Below are 17,528 nucleotides of genomic sequence, written 5' to 3'. Positions count from 1 at the left end.
TCTGACGGGATTAGGTCGTAGAACATATCAATCGCACGGCTCGCCGCTGCCCCGAGACCGCTTGAGAGGTCTCGGCAAGCCCGTCGAACTCATCCGTTCTTGTTCCGTTCCTTGAGCCGCTTCCGATGAGCCGCAACTTTCGCGCGGTTGCCGCAAATCGCCATGCTGCACCACCGGCGCGCGTGACCGCGCGTATGGTCGGCGAACAGTAGTGTGCACCGGGGGCCTTCGCACGCCTTCACATGTGTAAAGTCCTCCTCGCACACGAGTTTCGCCAACGCCTCGGCGATCGGCGTCAGCAACGAGTCGGCGGTTTTCCAACGGCGGTTCCTCCGCAGCTCGAGTTCCGACTCGCCGCCGGAGCTGACCGCGACGAGTTCCTCGTATTGCTCGTCACGTTCCAGAAGCCGATTCAAGGGTTCCAGCTCACGCAAGTCCTTTGCGCCGAGCGCGCGGCCCTTCCTCTTCTGGACAAATCGCCTGAACCACTCGCGCAGCTCACGAGCCTCTGCGGCAACGGCGTCGAAATCGGCCGGCCCATATCGGGCGTGCAGCGCTGCAAGTGCCGAGGGCGGCACCATCCCCGCTTGTTCCAACCAATCCAGCAAGCCGCGCCCGTCGCTGATCCAGTCAACTTTTTCATCGACCGGGGTGGCTACCGAGTTCAGGAAATCGAGGCCTGGCGCATCGGCGACGAATATCGCGGGGAGCCGACGGTAGTTCATCGTATGACGAATAGGGAATAGTGATAGCTGGATCGTAACCAGAAAAAAAGCGGTTGACAAGTTACGCATCGCGTCTGTAACTTGTTTGTGCGCATTAAGAAGGTTACTTAGCATCGCTAAGGCGTGGTGCCGGTCGTGCGGCTGTGCTTCGCGTACTTGAATGAAGCGAGCCGCTTAACGAAGACGCTTGTTGTCAACGGGCCATGTCGGTCACCTAACCCCTTACCGCAGGAGAGACGCAATGAGTTCGATCGCCTACCGCCGCGCCGATGTCGACGGTTTCAACGTGTTCTATCGTGAAGCCGGCCGGCCGGGCAACAAGAAGCTGCTTCTACTGCATGGATTTCCGAGCTCGAGTCACATGTTTCGCGACTTGATTCCGTTGCTCGCCGACCGCTTCCATCTCGTCGCCCCCGATCTGCCCGGATTCGGGCAGTCCGACATGCCCGATCGGGATCGGTTTGCCTACACATTCGATAACATCGCCAACGTCGTGGACCGATTCACGGAGGTCATCGGATTCGATCGTTTTGCGGTCTACGTATTCGACTACGGAGCGCCGACCGGTTTTCGGCTTGCGCTCAAGCATCCTGAGCGGATTGCCGCGATCATTTCACAAAACGGCAATGCGTACGAAGAGGGATTGAGCGAGGGCTGGAACCCGATCCGGGCCTATTGGCAGGACGCGTCAACCGCGAATCGCGAAGCGCTTCGCGCTCTGCTCACGCATGAGACGACCGTCTGGCAATACACGCATGGTGTGCCTGACACGGCTTGCGTATCACCGGACGGATATAGCCTCGACGATTTCTACCTAAGCCGACCCGGCGCGCACGAGGTTCAGCTCGACCTGTTTCGCGACTATCAGAACAACGTCGGGCTGTACCCGGCGTTCCAGGAATATTTTCGCGCTCATCAACCGCGCTTCCTTGCCGTCTGGGGGAAGAACGACCCGTTCTTTCTGCCGGCGGGCGCCGAGGCATTCAAGCGAGACATGCCCGACGCTGAGGTCCGCTTCTTCGACACCGGCCATTTCGCGCTGGAGACGCACGCGAAGGAAATCGCCGCGGCCATGATGCATTTCCTCGCCAACTGACGCGAGGCAAAGACATATATAGGAAATGAGTGATTGCCACCGGGGCAAGCCAGGTTTTCGGTCGCTGGACCGCGTCGCATCACGCCATATCCGCTACGTTTCGAGCGGGTTCGGTGCGGGGCGGCTAAACCCGATACGGGGCGGCATATATGCGAGGCGGAATCCTGTGCGGGAGCGTTGCACAGGATCCGCATGTACCCGCGAGCATTACTTGCCGAAGTACGGATCACAGAAGGTCGCGGGACCGACACACGCGGTGTGTACTGCGATCCGCACTCGCGCACCCGAAGAGGCGGCGCTGCTTTGACCGGTACCGCCGACATCTTGCGTTGCAGGTTGCGGCGCATCTTGCCGCGCCGACTGGTTCGAGCGTTGAGCGGCGACTTTCGCTTCGGCAGCTTGGATGTCGGCCGGGTAGTTGGGGTCGTCAGCAAGTCCCGGGTTGTAGCCAGCCTGCTCCACCTGAATGAGCTCGGCACGGACCTGCGCGCGTGTGACCTGGCCATTCGATTGGGCGAAGCTGAGAGTCGGAGCGGCGACGGCCGCGACGGCGACGATGAGACCAGCAAGAATCTTCGACATGATTAGCACTCCTTGTTAAATATCAGTTATCCGATCGCATTAGTTGCCGAAGTACGGATCGCAGAAGGTCACGGGGCCGACACACTGCATATGCGACGCGATGTGCGTCGGCGAACCTGAAGAAGCGTTGCTGCTTTGGTTCGTACCGCCAACGTCTTGCGTTGCAGGCTGCATCGCGTTTTGCGTCGCCGATTGATTCTCGCGCTCAGCGGCGACCTTTGATTCCGCAGCTTCGATGTCGGCCGGGTAGTAGGGGTCGTTGGCGCGCGCCGGGTTGTAGCCAGCCTGCTCGACCTGAATGAGGTCCGCACGGACCTGTGCGCGTGTGACCGGGCCATTCGATTGGGCGAAGCTGAGAGTCGGGGCGGCGACGGCAGCGACGGCGACGATAAGACCAGCAAGAATCTTCGACATGATTAGGACTCCTTATTAAAAATCAAAGTTGACGGGCGAAAATGCCCAAGCTCGATGACGCTTGAAACCACTACTCACTTTCCTAGCGGTGCCGCTTCGTGAACTCACTCGCGAATCGGGTGGAAAGTCACTTCTCGATACCTGCTAAAGCTCGCTCACTTGTGATCATCGTAGTGGGTCGCTGCTGTCCGGAGACTGACGCGATGATTTCAAATTTGTCATGTTGACCTCGGCGATCCGTGAGCCGGCTCATTCCTTGAAAGCCCGATCGGGTACGGCTTGAAAGGGCTTCGGCTACAACGTGAGGCCAGTCTAGGGAGCGGGCTCCAACAGCGCCGTTACTCGGTCGTTACAAAAGAATGACAGGGGCAATCCGCGGCTGGCGCTTGGATATTGCGGGCGCGCTGAGTTCATCGAATCGTCCGTGTTCTCGCTGAGGCATTCGCCCGCAGCGGGACGCTCGAACGGGCTTCGTCATTTTTTTGTAATGACTGGGTAACCGCCTCGTTCGGGCGCGCTTCGTAGACTGGCCTCCAGTTGAACGACCATCCCCCTTCAAACGATGTCCATTCGAGGAGTTGCCATGCGTCTTCCCAAATTCTCTTCAGCCGTCGCGCAAGCAACGGCAGCCGTTTGTCTGTTCGCTTCGGCCGCAGCGCCCGCGCTTGCGGCGCCCATCAAGAACGTCGTGCTGGTTCACGGCGCGTTCGTCGACGGTTCCGGCTGGCGTCCCGTCTACGACATTCTCACGAAGGACGGCTACCACGTGTCGCTCGTGCAGGAGCCGCTCACGTCGTTCAACGACGACGTGACGGCGGCGAAGCGCGTGATTGACGGTCTGGACGGTCCATGCGTACTCGTCGGCCACAGCTACGGCGGCGCGATTATCACGGAGGCTGGAAACGACGATCACGTGAAATCGCTGGTGTACATTGCGGCGCACGCGCTTGATGTGGGCGAAACCGAAGTGGGTAACGGAAAGCGATATCCGAACTCGACGAAAGCGGTCGTCAGGACTGCTGACAATTTCCTTTACCTGAAACCGGCCGACTATCCGTCCGATTTCGCCGCCGACCTCCCGCGCGCTGAGGCAGAGTTCGAAGCGCATGCGCAGATGCCGACGGCCGCGTCCGTGTTCACGGCCCAGATTCCCGATCCCGCCTGGAAGAACAAGCCGAGCTGGTATATGGTCGCGAAGGCGGACAAGATCATCAATCCCGATCTCGAGCGCATGTATGCGGCGCGCGCTCACGCGCACACCGTGGAGATCGACGGCGCGAGCCATTCCGTATATGAATCGCATCCGCGCGAAGTCGCGGCGATGATCGAACAGGCGGCGCAGCAGTCGGGCCAGTGAGCAGCTGGTTCGCGGAGCGCGACGCGTCGCGGCGCGACAGGGTGTGGCTGATTCGGTTCAGCCTTGCCCTGCCGCCTCCATGCAGCCCAAACCGCGGGAGACGGCGAAATGAGAATCCTGGTGATCGAAGACGAAACCAAAACCGGCGAGTATTTGCTCAACGGTTTGACGGAGGCAGGCTATGTCGTCGATGTGGCGTCGAACGGCATCGATGGCCTGCATTTGGCGCAGGAGATGCGCTACGACCTCATCCTGCTCGACGTGATGATGCCGCAGATGGACGGCTGGACCGTCATGAAGAAGCTGGGTGCACGCACCAGCACACCTGTGCTGTTTCTCAGTGCGCGCGGCACGCTCGAAGACCGGCTCAAGGGCCTCGATCTCGGCGCCGACGACTACCTGGTCAAGCCCTTCTCGTTCGCTGAGCTGCTCGCGCGCATTCGCATCATCTTGCGTCGCGGACAGCCGCAGAAAGAGGAGGAAGAGGTACTCGTGGTCGGCGACCTGCGCATCGACGTGGCTAAGCGCCGCGTCGAACGGGATGGCGTGCGCATTACGCTGACGAACAAGGAGTTCAATCTGCTCCAGTTCTTCGTGCAGCATCAGGGGCAGGTCCTTTCGCGCTCACTGATCGCTTCGCGCGTATGGGACATGAATTTCGACAGCGACAGTAATGTCGTCGATGTCGCGGTGCGCCGGCTGCGCCAGAAGGTCGACGAGCCTTTCCCGGTGCGGCTGATCCATACGGTTCACGGCGTCGGTTACCGCTGCGAGCACGAAACATGAAACGGCTCTCACTGACGGCCCGCCTCGCGCTGCTCTTCGCGCTGACGGCGTTCGGCGCGATGGCGATGGTCGGCTTCATGCTTTATCGCCAGTTGGAATCGCAGTTGATCGTACGCGACGACGCGGCGCTCGTGACCCGCGTCGATCAGATTCGCACACTGTTGAACGACGCCGATGCACGCGAGCTGATTCGCGACAAGCCGCACCTTTTCGCCAACATGCTCGGCAATACGGAATCGCTGCTCGTCGTGCGTTTTCCGCATGAAGCGCCGCTGATTTCGGTCAATCCGGGCGATAGGGTGGTGCCGGATATGGCACCGGTGCCTGCCGACGTGCCGCTCACGCTCGGCGCCGTTCAACACATGCGCACGGCCGACGGCACGCCGTTCATTTATGTGGCGGCTGCGGCGCACGATGCGGCGGGGCCGCGCGATCTGCAAGTCATTTCAGGCCGCCTGCTGACCGAGCGTACGCATCTGCTGAAGCAATACCGCGACCGGATACTGCTTTGGGCGTCGGTTGTCGCGGCAATCGCAGCCTTGCTCGCATTCGGTTTCGTACGTCGCGGGATGCGTCCGCTGCGGCGCCTGGCGGCGCAGACGGCATCTATCAGCATGGGGACGCTTTCGACACGTATCGCGCAGCGGGACGCGCCACGCGAGCTCGATCCGCTGATCGACGCCTTCAATGCCATGCTGGACCGACTCGAGCGCGGCTTCACGCAATTGAAGCAGGTCTCGGCCGACATGGCGCACGACCTGCGCACGCCAATCGGGAATCTGCTCGGCTTGACGGAAGTGGGATTGAGTCAAGTCCGCGATATCGCTTATTACCAGCGGTTGCTCGGCTCGAACTTCGAGGAGTTGCAGCGGATGTCGAAGATGATCGACAACATGCTCTTTCTCGCGCGTACCGAGCACGCGGACAATGCGATCGAGCCGAAGAAGCTGCTGCTGGCAGACGAGTTCGAGCGGATGCAGGAATACTTCGAAGGACTCGCGGAGGAACGTAATGTCGGCTTCGAGTGGCGAGCAGAGGGATACGTGTGGGCGGATCCGCTGCTGTTGCGTCGCGCGCTAGCGAACTTGCTGGCCAACGCCGTGCGCTATGCGGATCCCGGAACCTCAATTTCGACGGTGGCCGAGCAAGGTCCGGACGGAACGGCCATCTGTGTCGAGAACCGCGGCCCGACAATCGAGCCGCATCATCTCGAACGCATTTTCGATCGGTTTTATCGAGCAGACGCCTCGCGTCATCGATCGTCCGAATCGAGCGGACTGGGGCTCTCGATCGTGCGAAGCATCATGTCGTTGCATGGCGGAACGTGGCGCGCTACGAGCAGCGCCGGCATAACGCGGTTTACGCTCGTATTTCCGCGGCGTGACGAAGAGGCGCCGGTTCCGGCCCGTATCGTGGCAACGCGTTGACTCCCTGCTGCCGAGCGTTTCGAAGGTTTCGCGTCTTGCCTGCTCGACGGGTTCGATGGCAAGCTGACTAGCAGCAAGTGGGCCTCGATCGCGAAATGCTCCCCGGATACCGCGCTGCGCGACATCAGCGAGCTCATTTCACATGGGGCGCTGCGAAGGTCAGCCGCGGGCGGTCGCAGCACGAGCTACGAATTACCCGGCCTGAAGGTTTAGGCAATCCGCGGCCTTTGGCGTTGAGCTGCATCCTATCCGATACGATGATGGCCGCAAACTTCCAATGTCATTGCCAGCATGCTTACCATTTACAGCACCGATCATCGTTTGCATCACGGCGTCGAACTGAAGGACGGCAAGATCGCCCCTTCCTTCGAGAAGCCGGAGCGCGCCGAAACGATTCTTGCCCGCGTTCACGCAATGGGACTCGGCAACGTCGTCAGCCCCGCCGTCTATGACGTCTCGAGCTATGTGGGCGCGCATTCGCAGCGCTACATCGATTTCCTCGCGACCGCATGGGACGAATGGAGCGCAACGGGAAAGACGCCCCAAGCCCTGCCGCTCGTCTGGCCAGTAAGAGGCTTGCCGAGCATCGCGGAGCCGACGTTCATCGATGGCAAGCTCGGCTTCTATTCGATGGACGCCGGCTCGCCGATCAACGCCGGCACGTGGGACGCGGTGCGCTCGAGCGCGAACTGCGCGCTGACCGGCATCGACGCGCTAGCGAGCGGCAAGCATGCGGCATTCGCCCTTTGCCGTCCGCCGGGCCATCACGCCGGCAGGGAATACATGGGCGGTTATTGCTATCTCAACAACGCGGCCGTCGCCGCCCAGCATTGCATCAACGGCGGCGCGAAGCGCGTGGCGATACTCGATGTCGACTTTCACCACGGCAACGGCACGCAAGATATTTTCTACGACCGCTCCGATGTCTTGTTCGTCTCGATCCACGGCGACCCGACGGTCTGCTACCCCTATTTCGCGGGGCATGCGGACGAACAGGGCGTCGGCGCGGGATCAGGGCTCAATCTGAATCTTCCGCTCGCACAGGGCACATCGTGGGACGGCTACAGCGAGGCGCTGCATCACGCGGGCAAGACGATCGCGCGGTATGCTCCGGAAGCCCTCGTCGTCTCGTTGGGCGTCGACACATTCGAAGGCGATCCGATCAGCCACTTCCGCCTGCGCACGCCGGACTATCTACGCATTGGGGAAACCATCGCAACACTCGAGGTTCCAACGTTGTTCGTCATGGAAGGCGGATATATGGTGGACGAGATCGGGATCAACGCCGTCAACGTCCTCCTTGGCTTCGAAGGCGAAGCGTAAAACGCGCCCTTAGTTTAGATAAGAAGACGCGAGATCTTCGTCCCTTCGAGCGACACGCCCGCCATGAGTCCCGCGTTCGTCAGCACGAAGGCCTCGACGGGATTCATGGCCGTGGACGTATCGATGTTGCCGTTCGCGCCGACCTTCACGACCGCGACGGTCGCGTCGACGCCGGCCGCCCAGCCCTGGCTTCGCACGAACTTGTCGAGTGCTTCCTGCGTCATGAACAGCATGATGATGGCTTTGGATTGCGCGCCGATTTGCAGCCCGAACGATGCGGCCGCGATGCTGTAGTAGCCCCGCGTCTCTTCTCCGACGCGCAGCGCGCCCTGGCCGTACTGGCCGCCGAACCAAAAGCCGGCCGAGATGACCGATGGGAACACGAGGACCCCACGCGCCTGCTGGACGAGCTCGCGCGAGCCATGAACCGTGTTGTAAAGGCGCGCGAGCGTTTCGTTGACATCGGCGTCGATCGATTGCCGTTTCCCGGCGTTTGCCTCGGCGGAGGAGCCCGACGAGATGGGTGTCGTCGTGCAACCGGTCAGGGACAGTCCTGCCGACGCAAGTGCGGCGCTGGTCATCGTAATGAATCGACGGCGTTGCATGGATTCTCCCTGTGATCGGTGGATGGCAAAGCATTTTGCCCCAGGTGCCGCGCGCAATGCGAAGGTTCGCGGGTGTTTGCGTTTGGTGGCACGCAGAAGCATATCGGGACAGTCGACGAAGCCGGCATTATTCGGGTTCTTTGTCAGACCTTGTTCGTTACCGCCGTAATTGACCGCCGCCGATCGGCGTTAGTTGCATAAGCGATGTAACCGCTGGTAAAAAAATTACAAGAGCGTCGGCATTCAGACACTCACGAGCGCGCTGACATCGCTTTGTCACGGGCGCGTCTTAGCCGCCCGGCAGGGGCGCGCCGACGCACGCTCCGCGCTGCGTCGACAAGTGCGCACTTTACCGACGGCTCCGACGACAACCTCCTATCATTGGTTTGAGTTTGCGCTGACCGACCGTATCCGTGGCAGTCAACCTGACACTACGAAGGAGCATCCGATGGCCAACATCACCGTAGCGGAGCAATTGGCGAAAACGCTCGAGCAAGCCGGCGTCAAACGTATTTGGGGCGTGACGGGCGATAGCCTGAATGGTCTCTCCGATGCGTTGCGTCGCATGAAGACGATCGAGTGGATGCACGTGCGACACGAAGAAGTCGCGGCGTTCGCGGCCGGCGCCGACGCGGCCGTCACGGGCCAGCTCGCCGTTTGCGCGGGCAGTTGCGGTCCCGGCAATCTGCATCTGATCAATGGTCTCTTCGACGCGCATCGCAATCATGTGCCGCTGCTTGCGATTGCGGCACATATCCCGTCGTCGGAGATCGGCCTCAACTATTTTCAGGAAACTCATCCGCAAGAGCTGTTCAAGGAATGCAGCCACTTCGTCGAGCTCGTGACGAATGCCGCGCAGATGCCGCATGTTCTACACCGCGCGATGCGCACGGCGATCGCCAAGCGAGGCGTCGCCGTCATCGTGCTCCCCGGTGACGTCGCCCTGCAGGAGGCGGCTTCGGTGGGCACGCGCTGGACGCCGCCCCTTCCCGCCAGCGTCGTGCCCGACGACGCCGAGCTGATTCGCCTCGCGAGCTTGCTCGACGCCCACGAGGCGATCACGCTGCTTTGCGGGAGCGGCTGCGCGGGCGCGCACGATCAGGTCGTCGCGCTGGCCGATAAGCTCGGCGCGCCGATCGTGCATGCGCTGCGCGGCAAGGAGCACGTCGAATGGAACAACCCGTTCGATGTGGGGATGACGGGGCTGATCGGGTTCAGCTCCGGCTACCAGGCGATGCTCAACTGCGATGTGCTGGTCATGCTCGGTACGGACTTCCCTTATCGACATTTCTATCCGGGCAACGCCAAGATCGTCCAGATCGATATCAACCCCGACGCGCTGGGGCGCCGTGCGCAACTCGAGCTCGGTATCGTGGGAGGCGTCGCTGAGACGATCGAGGCATTGCTGCCGAGGCTGCAGCGCAGGGCCGATCGGCGCTTTATCGGTGCGGCGCTCAAGCACTACGCCGATGCGCGTCAGGGGCTCGACGATCTGGCTCACCCATCGCCCGCGGGCCGGCCGATCCATCCGCAGTATCTGACACGTCTCGTGAGCGAGTTGGCGGATGAAGACACGATTTTTACCGCCGATGTCGGAACCCCCACTGTCTGGGCAGCGCGCTATCTGGAAATGAATGGCAAGCGCCGGCTACTGGGCTCGTTCAACCACGGATCGATGGCCAACGCGATGCCGCAGGCGCTCGGCGCGCAAGCCGCATTTCCGGGGCGGCAGGTCGTTTCGCTTTCAGGCGATGGCGGCTTCTCGATGCTCATGGGCGATTTCATCTCGCTCGTTCAGCTCGGCTTGCCCGTGAAGGTGATCGTCTATGACAACTCGACGCTCGGGTTCGTCGCAATGGAGATGAAGGCGAGCGGCTACCTCGATACCGGTACGGATCTGACGAATCCCGACTTTGCGGCGATGGCTAACGCGATGGGGGTACTTGGTCTGCGCGTCGAGCAATCCGAGGAACTCGAGGGCGCGCTGCGGCGCGCGTTTTCGCACGACGGGCCGGTGTTGGTCGACGTCGTGACGGCCAAGCAGGAGCTGGCGGTCCCGCCCGCGATCAAGCTAGAGCAGGCGAGAGGGTTCAGCCTTTACATGCTGAAGGCCATCATCAATGGTCGCGGCGACGAAGTCATGGAGCTCGCCAGAACGAATCTGCGGATTTGAGGGACCGGCGGCCTGTTCTTTACGTGCAACGCGGTGACGGAGCGGGCTGCCGCGAGATTGATCGTAATCCTCGTCAACCGGAGTGCCCCGCCCCTCGTTATGGGCATGTGAAGCGCCTCGTTTCACGCCACTAAGGAGGGGTTGGTCATGTTCAAACGATTTATCGCGGTAGCAATCGCCGGTCTGTTCATGGCGGGGATGGCCCATGCGCAAACGTCGGCATCGGCACCCGCCGCCACGTCGGGCAACACGGCCATGTCGGGCTCGAGCTGCGAGGCGAAGGCCGTCGACAAGAACGGCAAGCCGCTCGCCGGTGCAGCCAAGAATTCGTTCGTGAAGAAGTGCATGAAGACCGAAGCGAAGTCCAGCTGCGAATCGAAGGCCGTCGGCTCGAACGGCAAACCGCTCGCGGGCGCCGCGAAGGCCTCGTTCGTGAAGAAGTGTGAGGCGACGGCCGCGAAATAAGCCAATGCGGTGCAGAAGAACGAAGTAAAGACACACTTTGAACAGGCTGGCCTAGTCCAGCCTGTTTTGTCGTGTCTGCGAGCGGCCGCGCCTCCTCTCGTTTGACAAGCCCCCCACCGTCGCGTAAATTGCGGCCACGCGTCGGGAGAGCGCGTCCGCGACGGATTTTTGTCCGCCTGCGACGCCGCCGAAGGGGCACACCCACAAACTCTCAGGCAAAAGGACCGACCGCGTCGAAACGCTCCGTATTTGCTCGCGGCGTTTCGCACTCTGGAGAGCGGCAGTAGCCCGTCGGCCCGAATATTGGTCGAGGCGGCCCTTCGCAACCCACCGCGCAGAATGCGTAAAGGGATGCAAGGCCCGGGCAGGCTGCCCACCGAAGGGGCGCGCGTTCAATTGCGAACGACAAATTCGATCGTTCGCGGCAGCGCAATCTCTCAGGTACCGAGGACAGAGGGGCATGCATGATTTGCCGCCGCCACCCATCGGATTGGCGCGCAGCGTGATCGGCATGGCCCTTTTTTGTTTTCGCGATACCGTAAGCGCCGAGGCCCCGATGACCGATTTGAAACGCACCCCCCTTCACGCCACCCATCGCGCGCTCGGCGCACGCATGGTCGATTTCGGCGGCTGGGACATGCCCGTCAACTACGGCTCGCAGATCGAAGAACATCAGGCGGTACGCGGCGACGCGGGCATGTTCGACGTCTCGCACATGTGCGTCGTCGATTTCACCGGCCCTCGCGCCCGCCCGTTTTTCGAATTCGCGCTCGCCAACAACGTCGCCAAGCTGCAAACGCCTGGCCGCGCCCTTTATTCTTGTCTGCTCAATGATAACGGCGGCGTCATCGACGATCTGATCGTCTATTACTTCGCCGACGATTTTTTCCGCGTCGTCGTCAACGCCGGCACGGCCGAGAAAGACATCGCCTGGTTCAATCGCCTCAACGCCGAACGCGGCTTTGCGCTCACCATCACGCCGCGGCGCGATCTGGCGATCGTCGCCGTTCAAGGGCCGCATGCCCGCGCAAAGGTCTGGCAAGCCGTGCCGGCCGTGCAGCAGGCCACGGAGGCGCTCAAGCCTTTCAATGCCGCGCGCGTCTTCGCGACGCCATTCGGCGATCTGACGGTCGCGCGCACCGGCTACACGGGCGAGGACGGCTTCGAGGTCATCGTGCCTGCCGCGCAGGTCGAAGCGTTCTGGCAGGCGTTGCACGAGCAAGGCGTGCGGCCGTGCGGCCTCGGCGCCCGCGATACGCTGCGCCTCGAGGCGGGCATGAATCTTTATGGGCAGGACATGGACGAATCGGTGTCGCCGCTCGACGCCGGGCTAGCGTTGACGGTTGATCTGTCGGCTCCGCGCGAGTTCGTCGGCCGTCCGGCGCTCGAAGCGGCCGGCTCCCGGCGCGCGTTCGTCGGGCTCGTTTTGCGCAAGGAAAACGGCAAGGCGGGCGGCGTGCTGCGCGCGCATCAGAAGGTGCTGACGGCGGCCGGCGAGGGCGAGATTACGAGCGGCACGTTTTCGCCGACGATGCAGGAATCGATCGCGTTCGCGCGCGTGCCGAAGGAAGTGCAGCCGGGCGACACGGTGCAAGTTGAGATCCGCGACAAAACGTTCAACGCAAGCGTGGTAAAACTGCCGTTCGTGCGCAACGGCAAGGTGCTCGTCGCTTGAGGGCCGACGCCGCTCGACGCGCGCGTCAAGCGTTTGTTTTACCGACGTATTTCTTCCATTCTCAGGAGCATCCGATGAGCAACGTTCCGGCCGATCTCAAATACACCGACGAACACGAGTGGTTGCGCACCGAAGCCGACGGCACGATCACGGTCGGCATTACCGATCACGCGCAAAGCACGCTCGGCGACATCGTCTTTCTCGAACTGCCGGAAGTCGGCAAAACGGTGACGGTCGGCGACGCGGTCGGCGTGGTGGAATCGGTGAAGGCCGCCTCCGATATCTACTCGCCTGTCTCGGGTGAAATCGTCGAAATCAACGAGTCGATTCTCGATACGCCCGATGCCGTCAACAACGACGCTTACGCGAGCTGGCTCTTCAAGATCAAGCTCGCTCCCGGCGCCTCGACCGATAAGCTGCTCGACGCCGCTGCGTACTCGAAACTGATCGACTGAATTTCCTTGTCACTGCCCGCGCGGCGCATTGCCTTTTACGTCTCGTTCGTTTCCGTTTCGCGCTCGTCGGAAACGGCTCCTCGAAAAGGCTGCCGCGCGCACTAAGCTAGAACCCTGCCAACATGAAGCTCGAACACCCGGATCGCCTGATGAATCGCACCCCCGTTTCGCTTGCCGCGCTCGAAGTGCATGACGCCTTCGCCGAGCGGCACATCGGCCCGGACGCTGTCGATCAGCAGAAGATGCTGGACGCGCTCGGATTCGCGTCGCGGGCCGCGCTCGTCGATGCGGTCATTCCGCCGGCGATCCGCCGCACCGAGCCGCTGCCGCTCGGCCTGTTCGCCGAGCCCAAGAGCGAGGCCGAGGCGCTCGCGGCGCTGCGCGAGCTCGCGAGCAGGAATCACGTGTTTCGCTCCTATATTGGCCAGGGCTACTACAACACGCACACGCCAACGGTCATCTTGCGCAACGTGCTCGAGAATCCGGCGTGGTACACGGCCTATACGCCCTATCAGCCCGAAATCTCGCAAGGCCGCCTCGAGGCGCTGCTGAACTTCCAGCAGATGGTGACGGATCTGACGGGGCTCGCGATTGCGAATGCCTCGCTGCTCGATGAGGCGACGGCCGCGGCCGAGGCGATGACCCTGCTGCAACGCGTCGGCAAGCCCAAGTCCAACGTTTTCTACGTCGCTGACGACGTGCTGCCGCAAACGATCGAGGTCGTGCGCACGCGTGCGCGGCCGGTCGGCATCGAGGTGCGGGTCGGCCCGGCGGACGCCGCGGCTCAATCGAACGCATTCGGCGTGCTTCTGCAATATCCGGGCGTAGACGGCCATGTGCGCGACTACCGTTCGCTCACCGAGCAGGTCCATGCGGCCGGCGGGCACGTCGTCGTCGCGGCAGATCTGCTCGCGTTGACGCTCTTGACGCCGCCGGGTGAGTGGGGCGCCGACGTGGCCGTCGGCAACTCGCAGCGCTTCGGCGTGCCCGTCGGCTTTGGCGGACCGCACGCAGCCTATCTCGCCGTGCGCGACGAATTCAAGCGACAAATGCCGGGACGACTCGTCGGCGTGACCGTCGACGCGCAAGGCAACCCGGCCCTGCGCCTCGCGCTGCAAACACGCGAGCAGCATATCCGCCGCGAAAAGGCGACGTCGAACGTCTGCACGGCGCAGGCGCTGCTCGCCATCATGGCGAGCATGTATGCGGTCTATCATGGCCCGCACGGTCTCAAGGCGATCGCGCAGCGCGTGCACCGGATCGCCGCGCTCTTTGCAGCCGGTGTCAGGCAACTCGGCTACTCCATCGTCAACGATACGTTCTTCGATACGCTGACGATCGAAACGGGCGCGCGCACCGCGCTGGTCCATGAGGCGGCGCAGCGTTCTTGCATCAACCTGCGCCGCGTCGGCGATTCGCGTGTCGGCGTATCCATCGACGAAACGACGACGCGTGCGGATCTCGCGGATCTGCTCATGGTATTCGCTAACGCGGCCGGCGCGATCGACGTACCGCATATCGATGCGCTCGACGCAGCGCTTTTCCGTGCCTCGGCAGAGGGCAGCCAGGGCGGGCGGGCCGGCGAGGGCGAAGCGACGCCGCTGCCCGAAGCGCTTCTGCGCACGAGTGCTTACCTCACGCATCACGTCTTTAACCGGCATCATTCGGAGACCGAAATGTTGCGCTATCTGCGCAGCCTCGCGGACAAGGATCTGGCGCTCGACCGCTCGATGATCCCGCTCGGCTCGTGCACGATGAAGCTCAACGCGACTTCGGAGATGCTGCCTGTCACATGGCCCGAGTTCGGTCGCATTCATCCGTTCGCCCCGGCCGCGCAAACGGCCGGCTATCGCGAGATGATCGATCAGCTCGAACAGATGCTCGTCGCAGCGACAGGCTACGCGGCGGTTTCACTGCAACCGAATGCGGGCTCGCAAGGCGAATATGCAGGACTGCTGATCATTCGCGCCTATCACGATTCGCGCGGCGAAGGTCACCGCGACGTCTGCCTGATCCCCGCGTCGGCGCACGGCACGAACCCGGCGTCGGCGCATATGGCCGGCATGAAGGTCGTCGTCGTAGCATGCGACGAAGAAGGCAATGTCGATATCGACGATCTCAAAGCGAAGGCCGCCGAGCATGCGACCCGGCTTGCGGCGATCATGATCACGTATCCCTCGACGCACGGGGTGTTCGAGCAGAACGTACGCGAAATCTGCGAGATCGTTCATGCCCATGGCGGGCAGGTTTACGTCGACGGCGCGAACATGAACGCGATGGTCGGTCTGACGGCCCCGGGGCAATTCGGCGGCGACGTCTCGCACCTCAATCTACACAAGACGTTCTGCATTCCGCACGGCGGCGGCGGCCCGGGCGTTGGCCCTGTAGCGGTCGGCCCGCATCTCGCGCAGTTCCTGCCGAATCAGACGTCCACCGGCTATCGCCGCTCGGAAAGCGGCATCGGAGCGGTGTCGGCGGCGCCTTACGGGTCGGCGTCGATTCTGCCGATCTCGTGGATGTATATCGCAATGATGGGCGCCAAGAATCTGACGGCGGCGACCGAGGTGGCCATCCTCAACGCGAATTACGTCGCGAAGAAACTGAGCCCCTACTACCCCGTGCTGTACTCGGGTGCTGGCGGCCTCGTCGCCCACGAATGCATTCTTGATTTGCGCGCGATCAAGGACACGAGCGGCATTACGGTCGACGACGTGGCGAAGCGCCTCGCCGATTTCGGCTTTCATGCGCCGACGATGAGCTTCCCGGTGCCGGGCACGCTGATGGTCGAGCCGACCGAGTCCGAATCGAAGGAGGAACTTGATCGCTTCATCGAAGCGATGATCGCGATCCGCGAGGAGATCCGCGCCGTCGAAGAGGGCCGCGCCGATCGCGAGGACAATCCGCTCAAGCATGCGCCGCATACGGCAGCCGCCGTGACGGCGAATGAATGGAAGCATGCGTATTCGCGCGAAACGGCGGCTTACCCCCTGCCGTCGCTCGTCGCGAAGAAATACTGGCCGCCCGTCGGCCGCGCGGACAACGCTTATGGCGACCGCAATCTCTTTTGCTCGTGCGTGCCCGTTGCCGATTACGCCTGACGGTCTTGCCGGGTGTCTGTCGTCCGCCGCGCCCCGCTCACTTCGCGTGAACCGGGCGCATTGGCCGTATGTTGCTTTTTTATGCGTTACGCGCCCCCAATACCGGCTAACATCTGTCACCGCGATGAAGCTAGAGAAGGAGCGACGCATGGTGCGACAGGTGCCGACGACGACGCGTAGGGTGAGCAAACCCGGCGAGCCGGCCCGATGGGAATCGAGCAAACGCGCATCGATCTGGCTCTGGTTCCTGGCTTGCGTGGCCGCCGCGGCGCCGGCCGGTGCGGCGCGTGCGGCGATGAACTTCTGCGCGGCGCCGGCGTTGCAGACGAGCGAACGGGCGAATGCGGCGCCCGCCGTCGCATCGCTGATGAAGCGCGTCGCGACGCGGCTCAACGACGCGCCGAAACCGCTCGCGCGATTGCACACCGAAGGCACGCTGCCGCATGAAGGCATCTACGACGAAAGCGTCGAAGCCGAGCAAGACCTCGACCTGATGCGCGACGCGGCCCTCGTCTGGCGCGCGACGGGCGACGAGCGTTACCTGAGGCTCGTCGATCGTTTCCTGAGCGCATGGGCTAACACTTATCGCCCGAGCTACGACCCGATCGACGAAACGCATTTCGGCGCGATGATCCTCGCGTACGATTTGACGGCAAGCGCATTGCCCGTCAAGACGCGCAACGCCACCGGCGCATTCATCGCGGCGCTCGCGAACGGCTATGTCGCACGAATCGATGCGCAGCCGCGTCCTCTTTCCGACACATACCGCAACAACTGGGAGAGTCATCGCGTCAAGCTCGTGGCGATGGCGGCCTTCACGCTCGACGATCGCAAGCTCATCGCCGCTGCTCAGCGTCTCTTCGTCGAGCAGATCACGAACAATGTCTCATCCGATGGAACGACGTTCGATTTTACCGAGCGCGATGCGCTTCACTACGTCGCCTACGATCTCGAACCGCTCGTCTACGCCGCCTTGGCCGCACGCCGACATAACCGCAATTGGCTGATGGAGCGAGGCAAGAACGGCGCTTCGCTCGCGCTGGCACTGAATTGGCTCGTGCCTTATGCGCTCGGCGAGAAAACGCACGAGGAATTCGTCGGCTCGCGCGTTCCGTTCGACGCCAAGCGTCGCGAAGCCGGCGTGCCGGGTTTCTCGGGGCAATGGGACCCGAAGGACGCGGCTGAGCTCTTTCATCTCGCGGCGCGGTTGTCAGGACGCTACGCGCCCGTTGCGCAGCGCTTGCAGCCGCAGCCTCCGGCGTGGCTCGCCGTCTGCTTGCCGTTGGCGGCGCGCTGAGCGAGCGTGGTTCGATGTTTCCGCCCTGAGCTTTGCGCCTTTGATTCTTT

Annotated in this window: 15 protein-coding genes, 1 pseudogene and 2 riboswitches; of the genes and pseudogenes, 12 read left to right on the top strand and 4 right to left on the bottom strand. The window is 62.5% G+C overall.

The window, feature by feature from the left end; translation table 11 throughout:
* Nucleotides 1-89: 89 nt before the first annotated feature.
* Entirely contained in the window at nucleotides 90-725 is a 636-nt protein-coding gene (locus tag AB4Y31_RS09175; protein ID WP_368674463.1) for an ABATE domain-containing protein, read from the bottom strand.
* A 241-nt stretch (nucleotides 726-966) separates the two neighbouring features.
* On the opposite strand from AB4Y31_RS09175, the gene AB4Y31_RS09170 reads away from it, so the two are divergent.
* On the top strand, nucleotides 967-1,821 hold the full coding sequence (locus tag AB4Y31_RS09170; RefSeq protein WP_368673676.1) for an alpha/beta fold hydrolase: 855 nt from the start codon (nucleotides 967-969) through the stop codon (nucleotides 1,819-1,821).
* 207 nt (nucleotides 1,822-2,028) lie between these two features.
* On the opposite strand, the gene AB4Y31_RS09165 is transcribed toward AB4Y31_RS09170, so the two are convergent.
* Together AB4Y31_RS09165 and AB4Y31_RS09160 are read right to left on the bottom strand one after the other, a co-directional pair.
* Nucleotides 2,029-2,403: a DUF4148 domain-containing protein gene (locus AB4Y31_RS09165; protein ID WP_368673675.1), complete on the bottom strand. Its 375-nt coding sequence runs from the start codon at nucleotides 2,401-2,403 to the stop codon at nucleotides 2,029-2,031.
* A gap of 39 nt (nucleotides 2,404-2,442) precedes the next feature.
* Entirely contained in the window at nucleotides 2,443-2,817 is a 375-nt protein-coding gene (locus AB4Y31_RS09160) for a DUF4148 domain-containing protein (RefSeq protein WP_368673674.1), read from the bottom strand.
* Nucleotides 2,818-3,400: 583 nt separating this feature from the next.
* Here AB4Y31_RS09160 and AB4Y31_RS09155 point away from each other — a divergent pair.
* The 5 genes and pseudogenes from AB4Y31_RS09155 to AB4Y31_RS09135 all read left to right on the top strand — a co-directional run bounded on the left by AB4Y31_RS09155 (nucleotide 3,401) and on the right by AB4Y31_RS09135 (nucleotide 7,710).
* A complete protein-coding gene (locus AB4Y31_RS09155) occupies nucleotides 3,401-4,174 on the top strand; it encodes an alpha/beta fold hydrolase (protein ID WP_368673673.1) in 774 nt (257 codons plus the stop codon).
* 108 nt (nucleotides 4,175-4,282) lie between these two features.
* Nucleotides 4,283-4,960 carry a heavy metal response regulator transcription factor gene (locus AB4Y31_RS09150; RefSeq protein ID WP_368673672.1) on the top strand — a complete coding sequence of 226 codons (678 nt, stop codon included), beginning with the start codon at nucleotides 4,283-4,285 and terminating at the stop codon, nucleotides 4,958-4,960.
* Nucleotides 4,957-6,387 carry a heavy metal sensor histidine kinase gene (locus tag AB4Y31_RS09145; RefSeq protein WP_368673671.1) on the top strand — a complete coding sequence of 477 codons (1,431 nt, stop codon included), beginning with the start codon at nucleotides 4,957-4,959 and terminating at the stop codon, nucleotides 6,385-6,387. The genes AB4Y31_RS09150 and AB4Y31_RS09145 overlap by 4 nt, the downstream gene beginning before the upstream one ends.
* 39 nt (nucleotides 6,388-6,426) lie before the next feature.
* Nucleotides 6,427-6,600 (top strand): annotated as a pseudogene (locus AB4Y31_RS09140) (DUF4172 domain-containing protein); the annotation flags it as partial.
* A gap of 78 nt (nucleotides 6,601-6,678) precedes the next feature.
* Nucleotides 6,679-7,710 carry a histone deacetylase family protein gene (locus tag AB4Y31_RS09135; RefSeq protein WP_368673670.1) on the top strand — a complete coding sequence of 344 codons (1,032 nt, stop codon included), beginning with the start codon at nucleotides 6,679-6,681 and terminating at the stop codon, nucleotides 7,708-7,710.
* Between the two features lie 14 nt (nucleotides 7,711-7,724).
* On the opposite strand, the gene AB4Y31_RS09130 is transcribed toward AB4Y31_RS09135, so the two are convergent.
* Nucleotides 7,725-8,315 (bottom strand): YSC84-related protein, encoded by a 591-nt coding sequence (locus AB4Y31_RS09130; protein WP_018441423.1) that lies wholly within the window; start codon nucleotides 8,313-8,315, stop codon nucleotides 7,725-7,727.
* Between the two features lie 448 nt (nucleotides 8,316-8,763).
* Between AB4Y31_RS09130 and poxB the strand changes: the two genes are divergently transcribed.
* The 6 genes from poxB to AB4Y31_RS09100 all read left to right on the top strand — a co-directional run bounded on the left by poxB (nucleotide 8,764) and on the right by AB4Y31_RS09100 (nucleotide 17,478).
* The gene (gene poxB, locus AB4Y31_RS09125) at nucleotides 8,764-10,488 is read left to right on the top strand and encodes a ubiquinone-dependent pyruvate dehydrogenase (RefSeq protein WP_368673669.1); all 1,725 of its coding nucleotides are present in this window, start codon (nucleotides 8,764-8,766) and stop codon (nucleotides 10,486-10,488) included.
* Between the two features lie 147 nt (nucleotides 10,489-10,635).
* Entirely contained in the window at nucleotides 10,636-10,953 is a 318-nt protein-coding gene (locus AB4Y31_RS09120) for a hypothetical protein (RefSeq protein WP_368673668.1), read from the top strand.
* A gap of 132 nt (nucleotides 10,954-11,085) precedes the next feature.
* A riboswitch (glycine riboswitch) is annotated at nucleotides 11,086-11,191 on the top strand.
* Nucleotides 11,192-11,213: 22 nt separating this feature from the next.
* Nucleotides 11,214-11,417, top strand: a riboswitch (glycine riboswitch).
* Nucleotides 11,418-11,509: 92 nt separating this feature from the next.
* On the top strand, nucleotides 11,510-12,628 hold the full coding sequence (gcvT, locus tag AB4Y31_RS09115) for a glycine cleavage system aminomethyltransferase GcvT (protein WP_368673667.1): 1,119 nt from the start codon (nucleotides 11,510-11,512) through the stop codon (nucleotides 12,626-12,628).
* A 74-nt stretch (nucleotides 12,629-12,702) separates the two neighbouring features.
* On the top strand, nucleotides 12,703-13,083 hold the full coding sequence (gene gcvH, locus AB4Y31_RS09110; RefSeq protein ID WP_368673666.1) for a glycine cleavage system protein GcvH: 381 nt from the start codon (nucleotides 12,703-12,705) through the stop codon (nucleotides 13,081-13,083).
* Between the two features lie 122 nt (nucleotides 13,084-13,205).
* Nucleotides 13,206-16,181, top strand: a complete 2,976-nt coding sequence (gene gcvP, locus AB4Y31_RS09105; protein ID WP_368673665.1) for an aminomethyl-transferring glycine dehydrogenase — start codon at nucleotides 13,206-13,208, stop codon at nucleotides 16,179-16,181.
* A gap of 295 nt (nucleotides 16,182-16,476) precedes the next feature.
* Nucleotides 16,477-17,478, top strand: coding sequence for an alginate lyase family protein (locus tag AB4Y31_RS09100; RefSeq protein ID WP_368674462.1), 1,002 nt, complete (start codon nucleotides 16,477-16,479; stop codon nucleotides 17,476-17,478).
* Nucleotides 17,479-17,528: the final 50 nt, after the last annotated feature.

Origin of the sequence: Trinickia sp. EG282A (assembly GCF_040965455.1) — a bacterium.
Classification (GTDB): domain Bacteria; phylum Pseudomonadota; class Gammaproteobacteria; order Burkholderiales; family Burkholderiaceae; genus Trinickia; species Trinickia symbiotica.
Note: the sequence above shows the minus strand (reverse complement) of the source record. Positions and strands in the feature narration are given on the sequence as shown.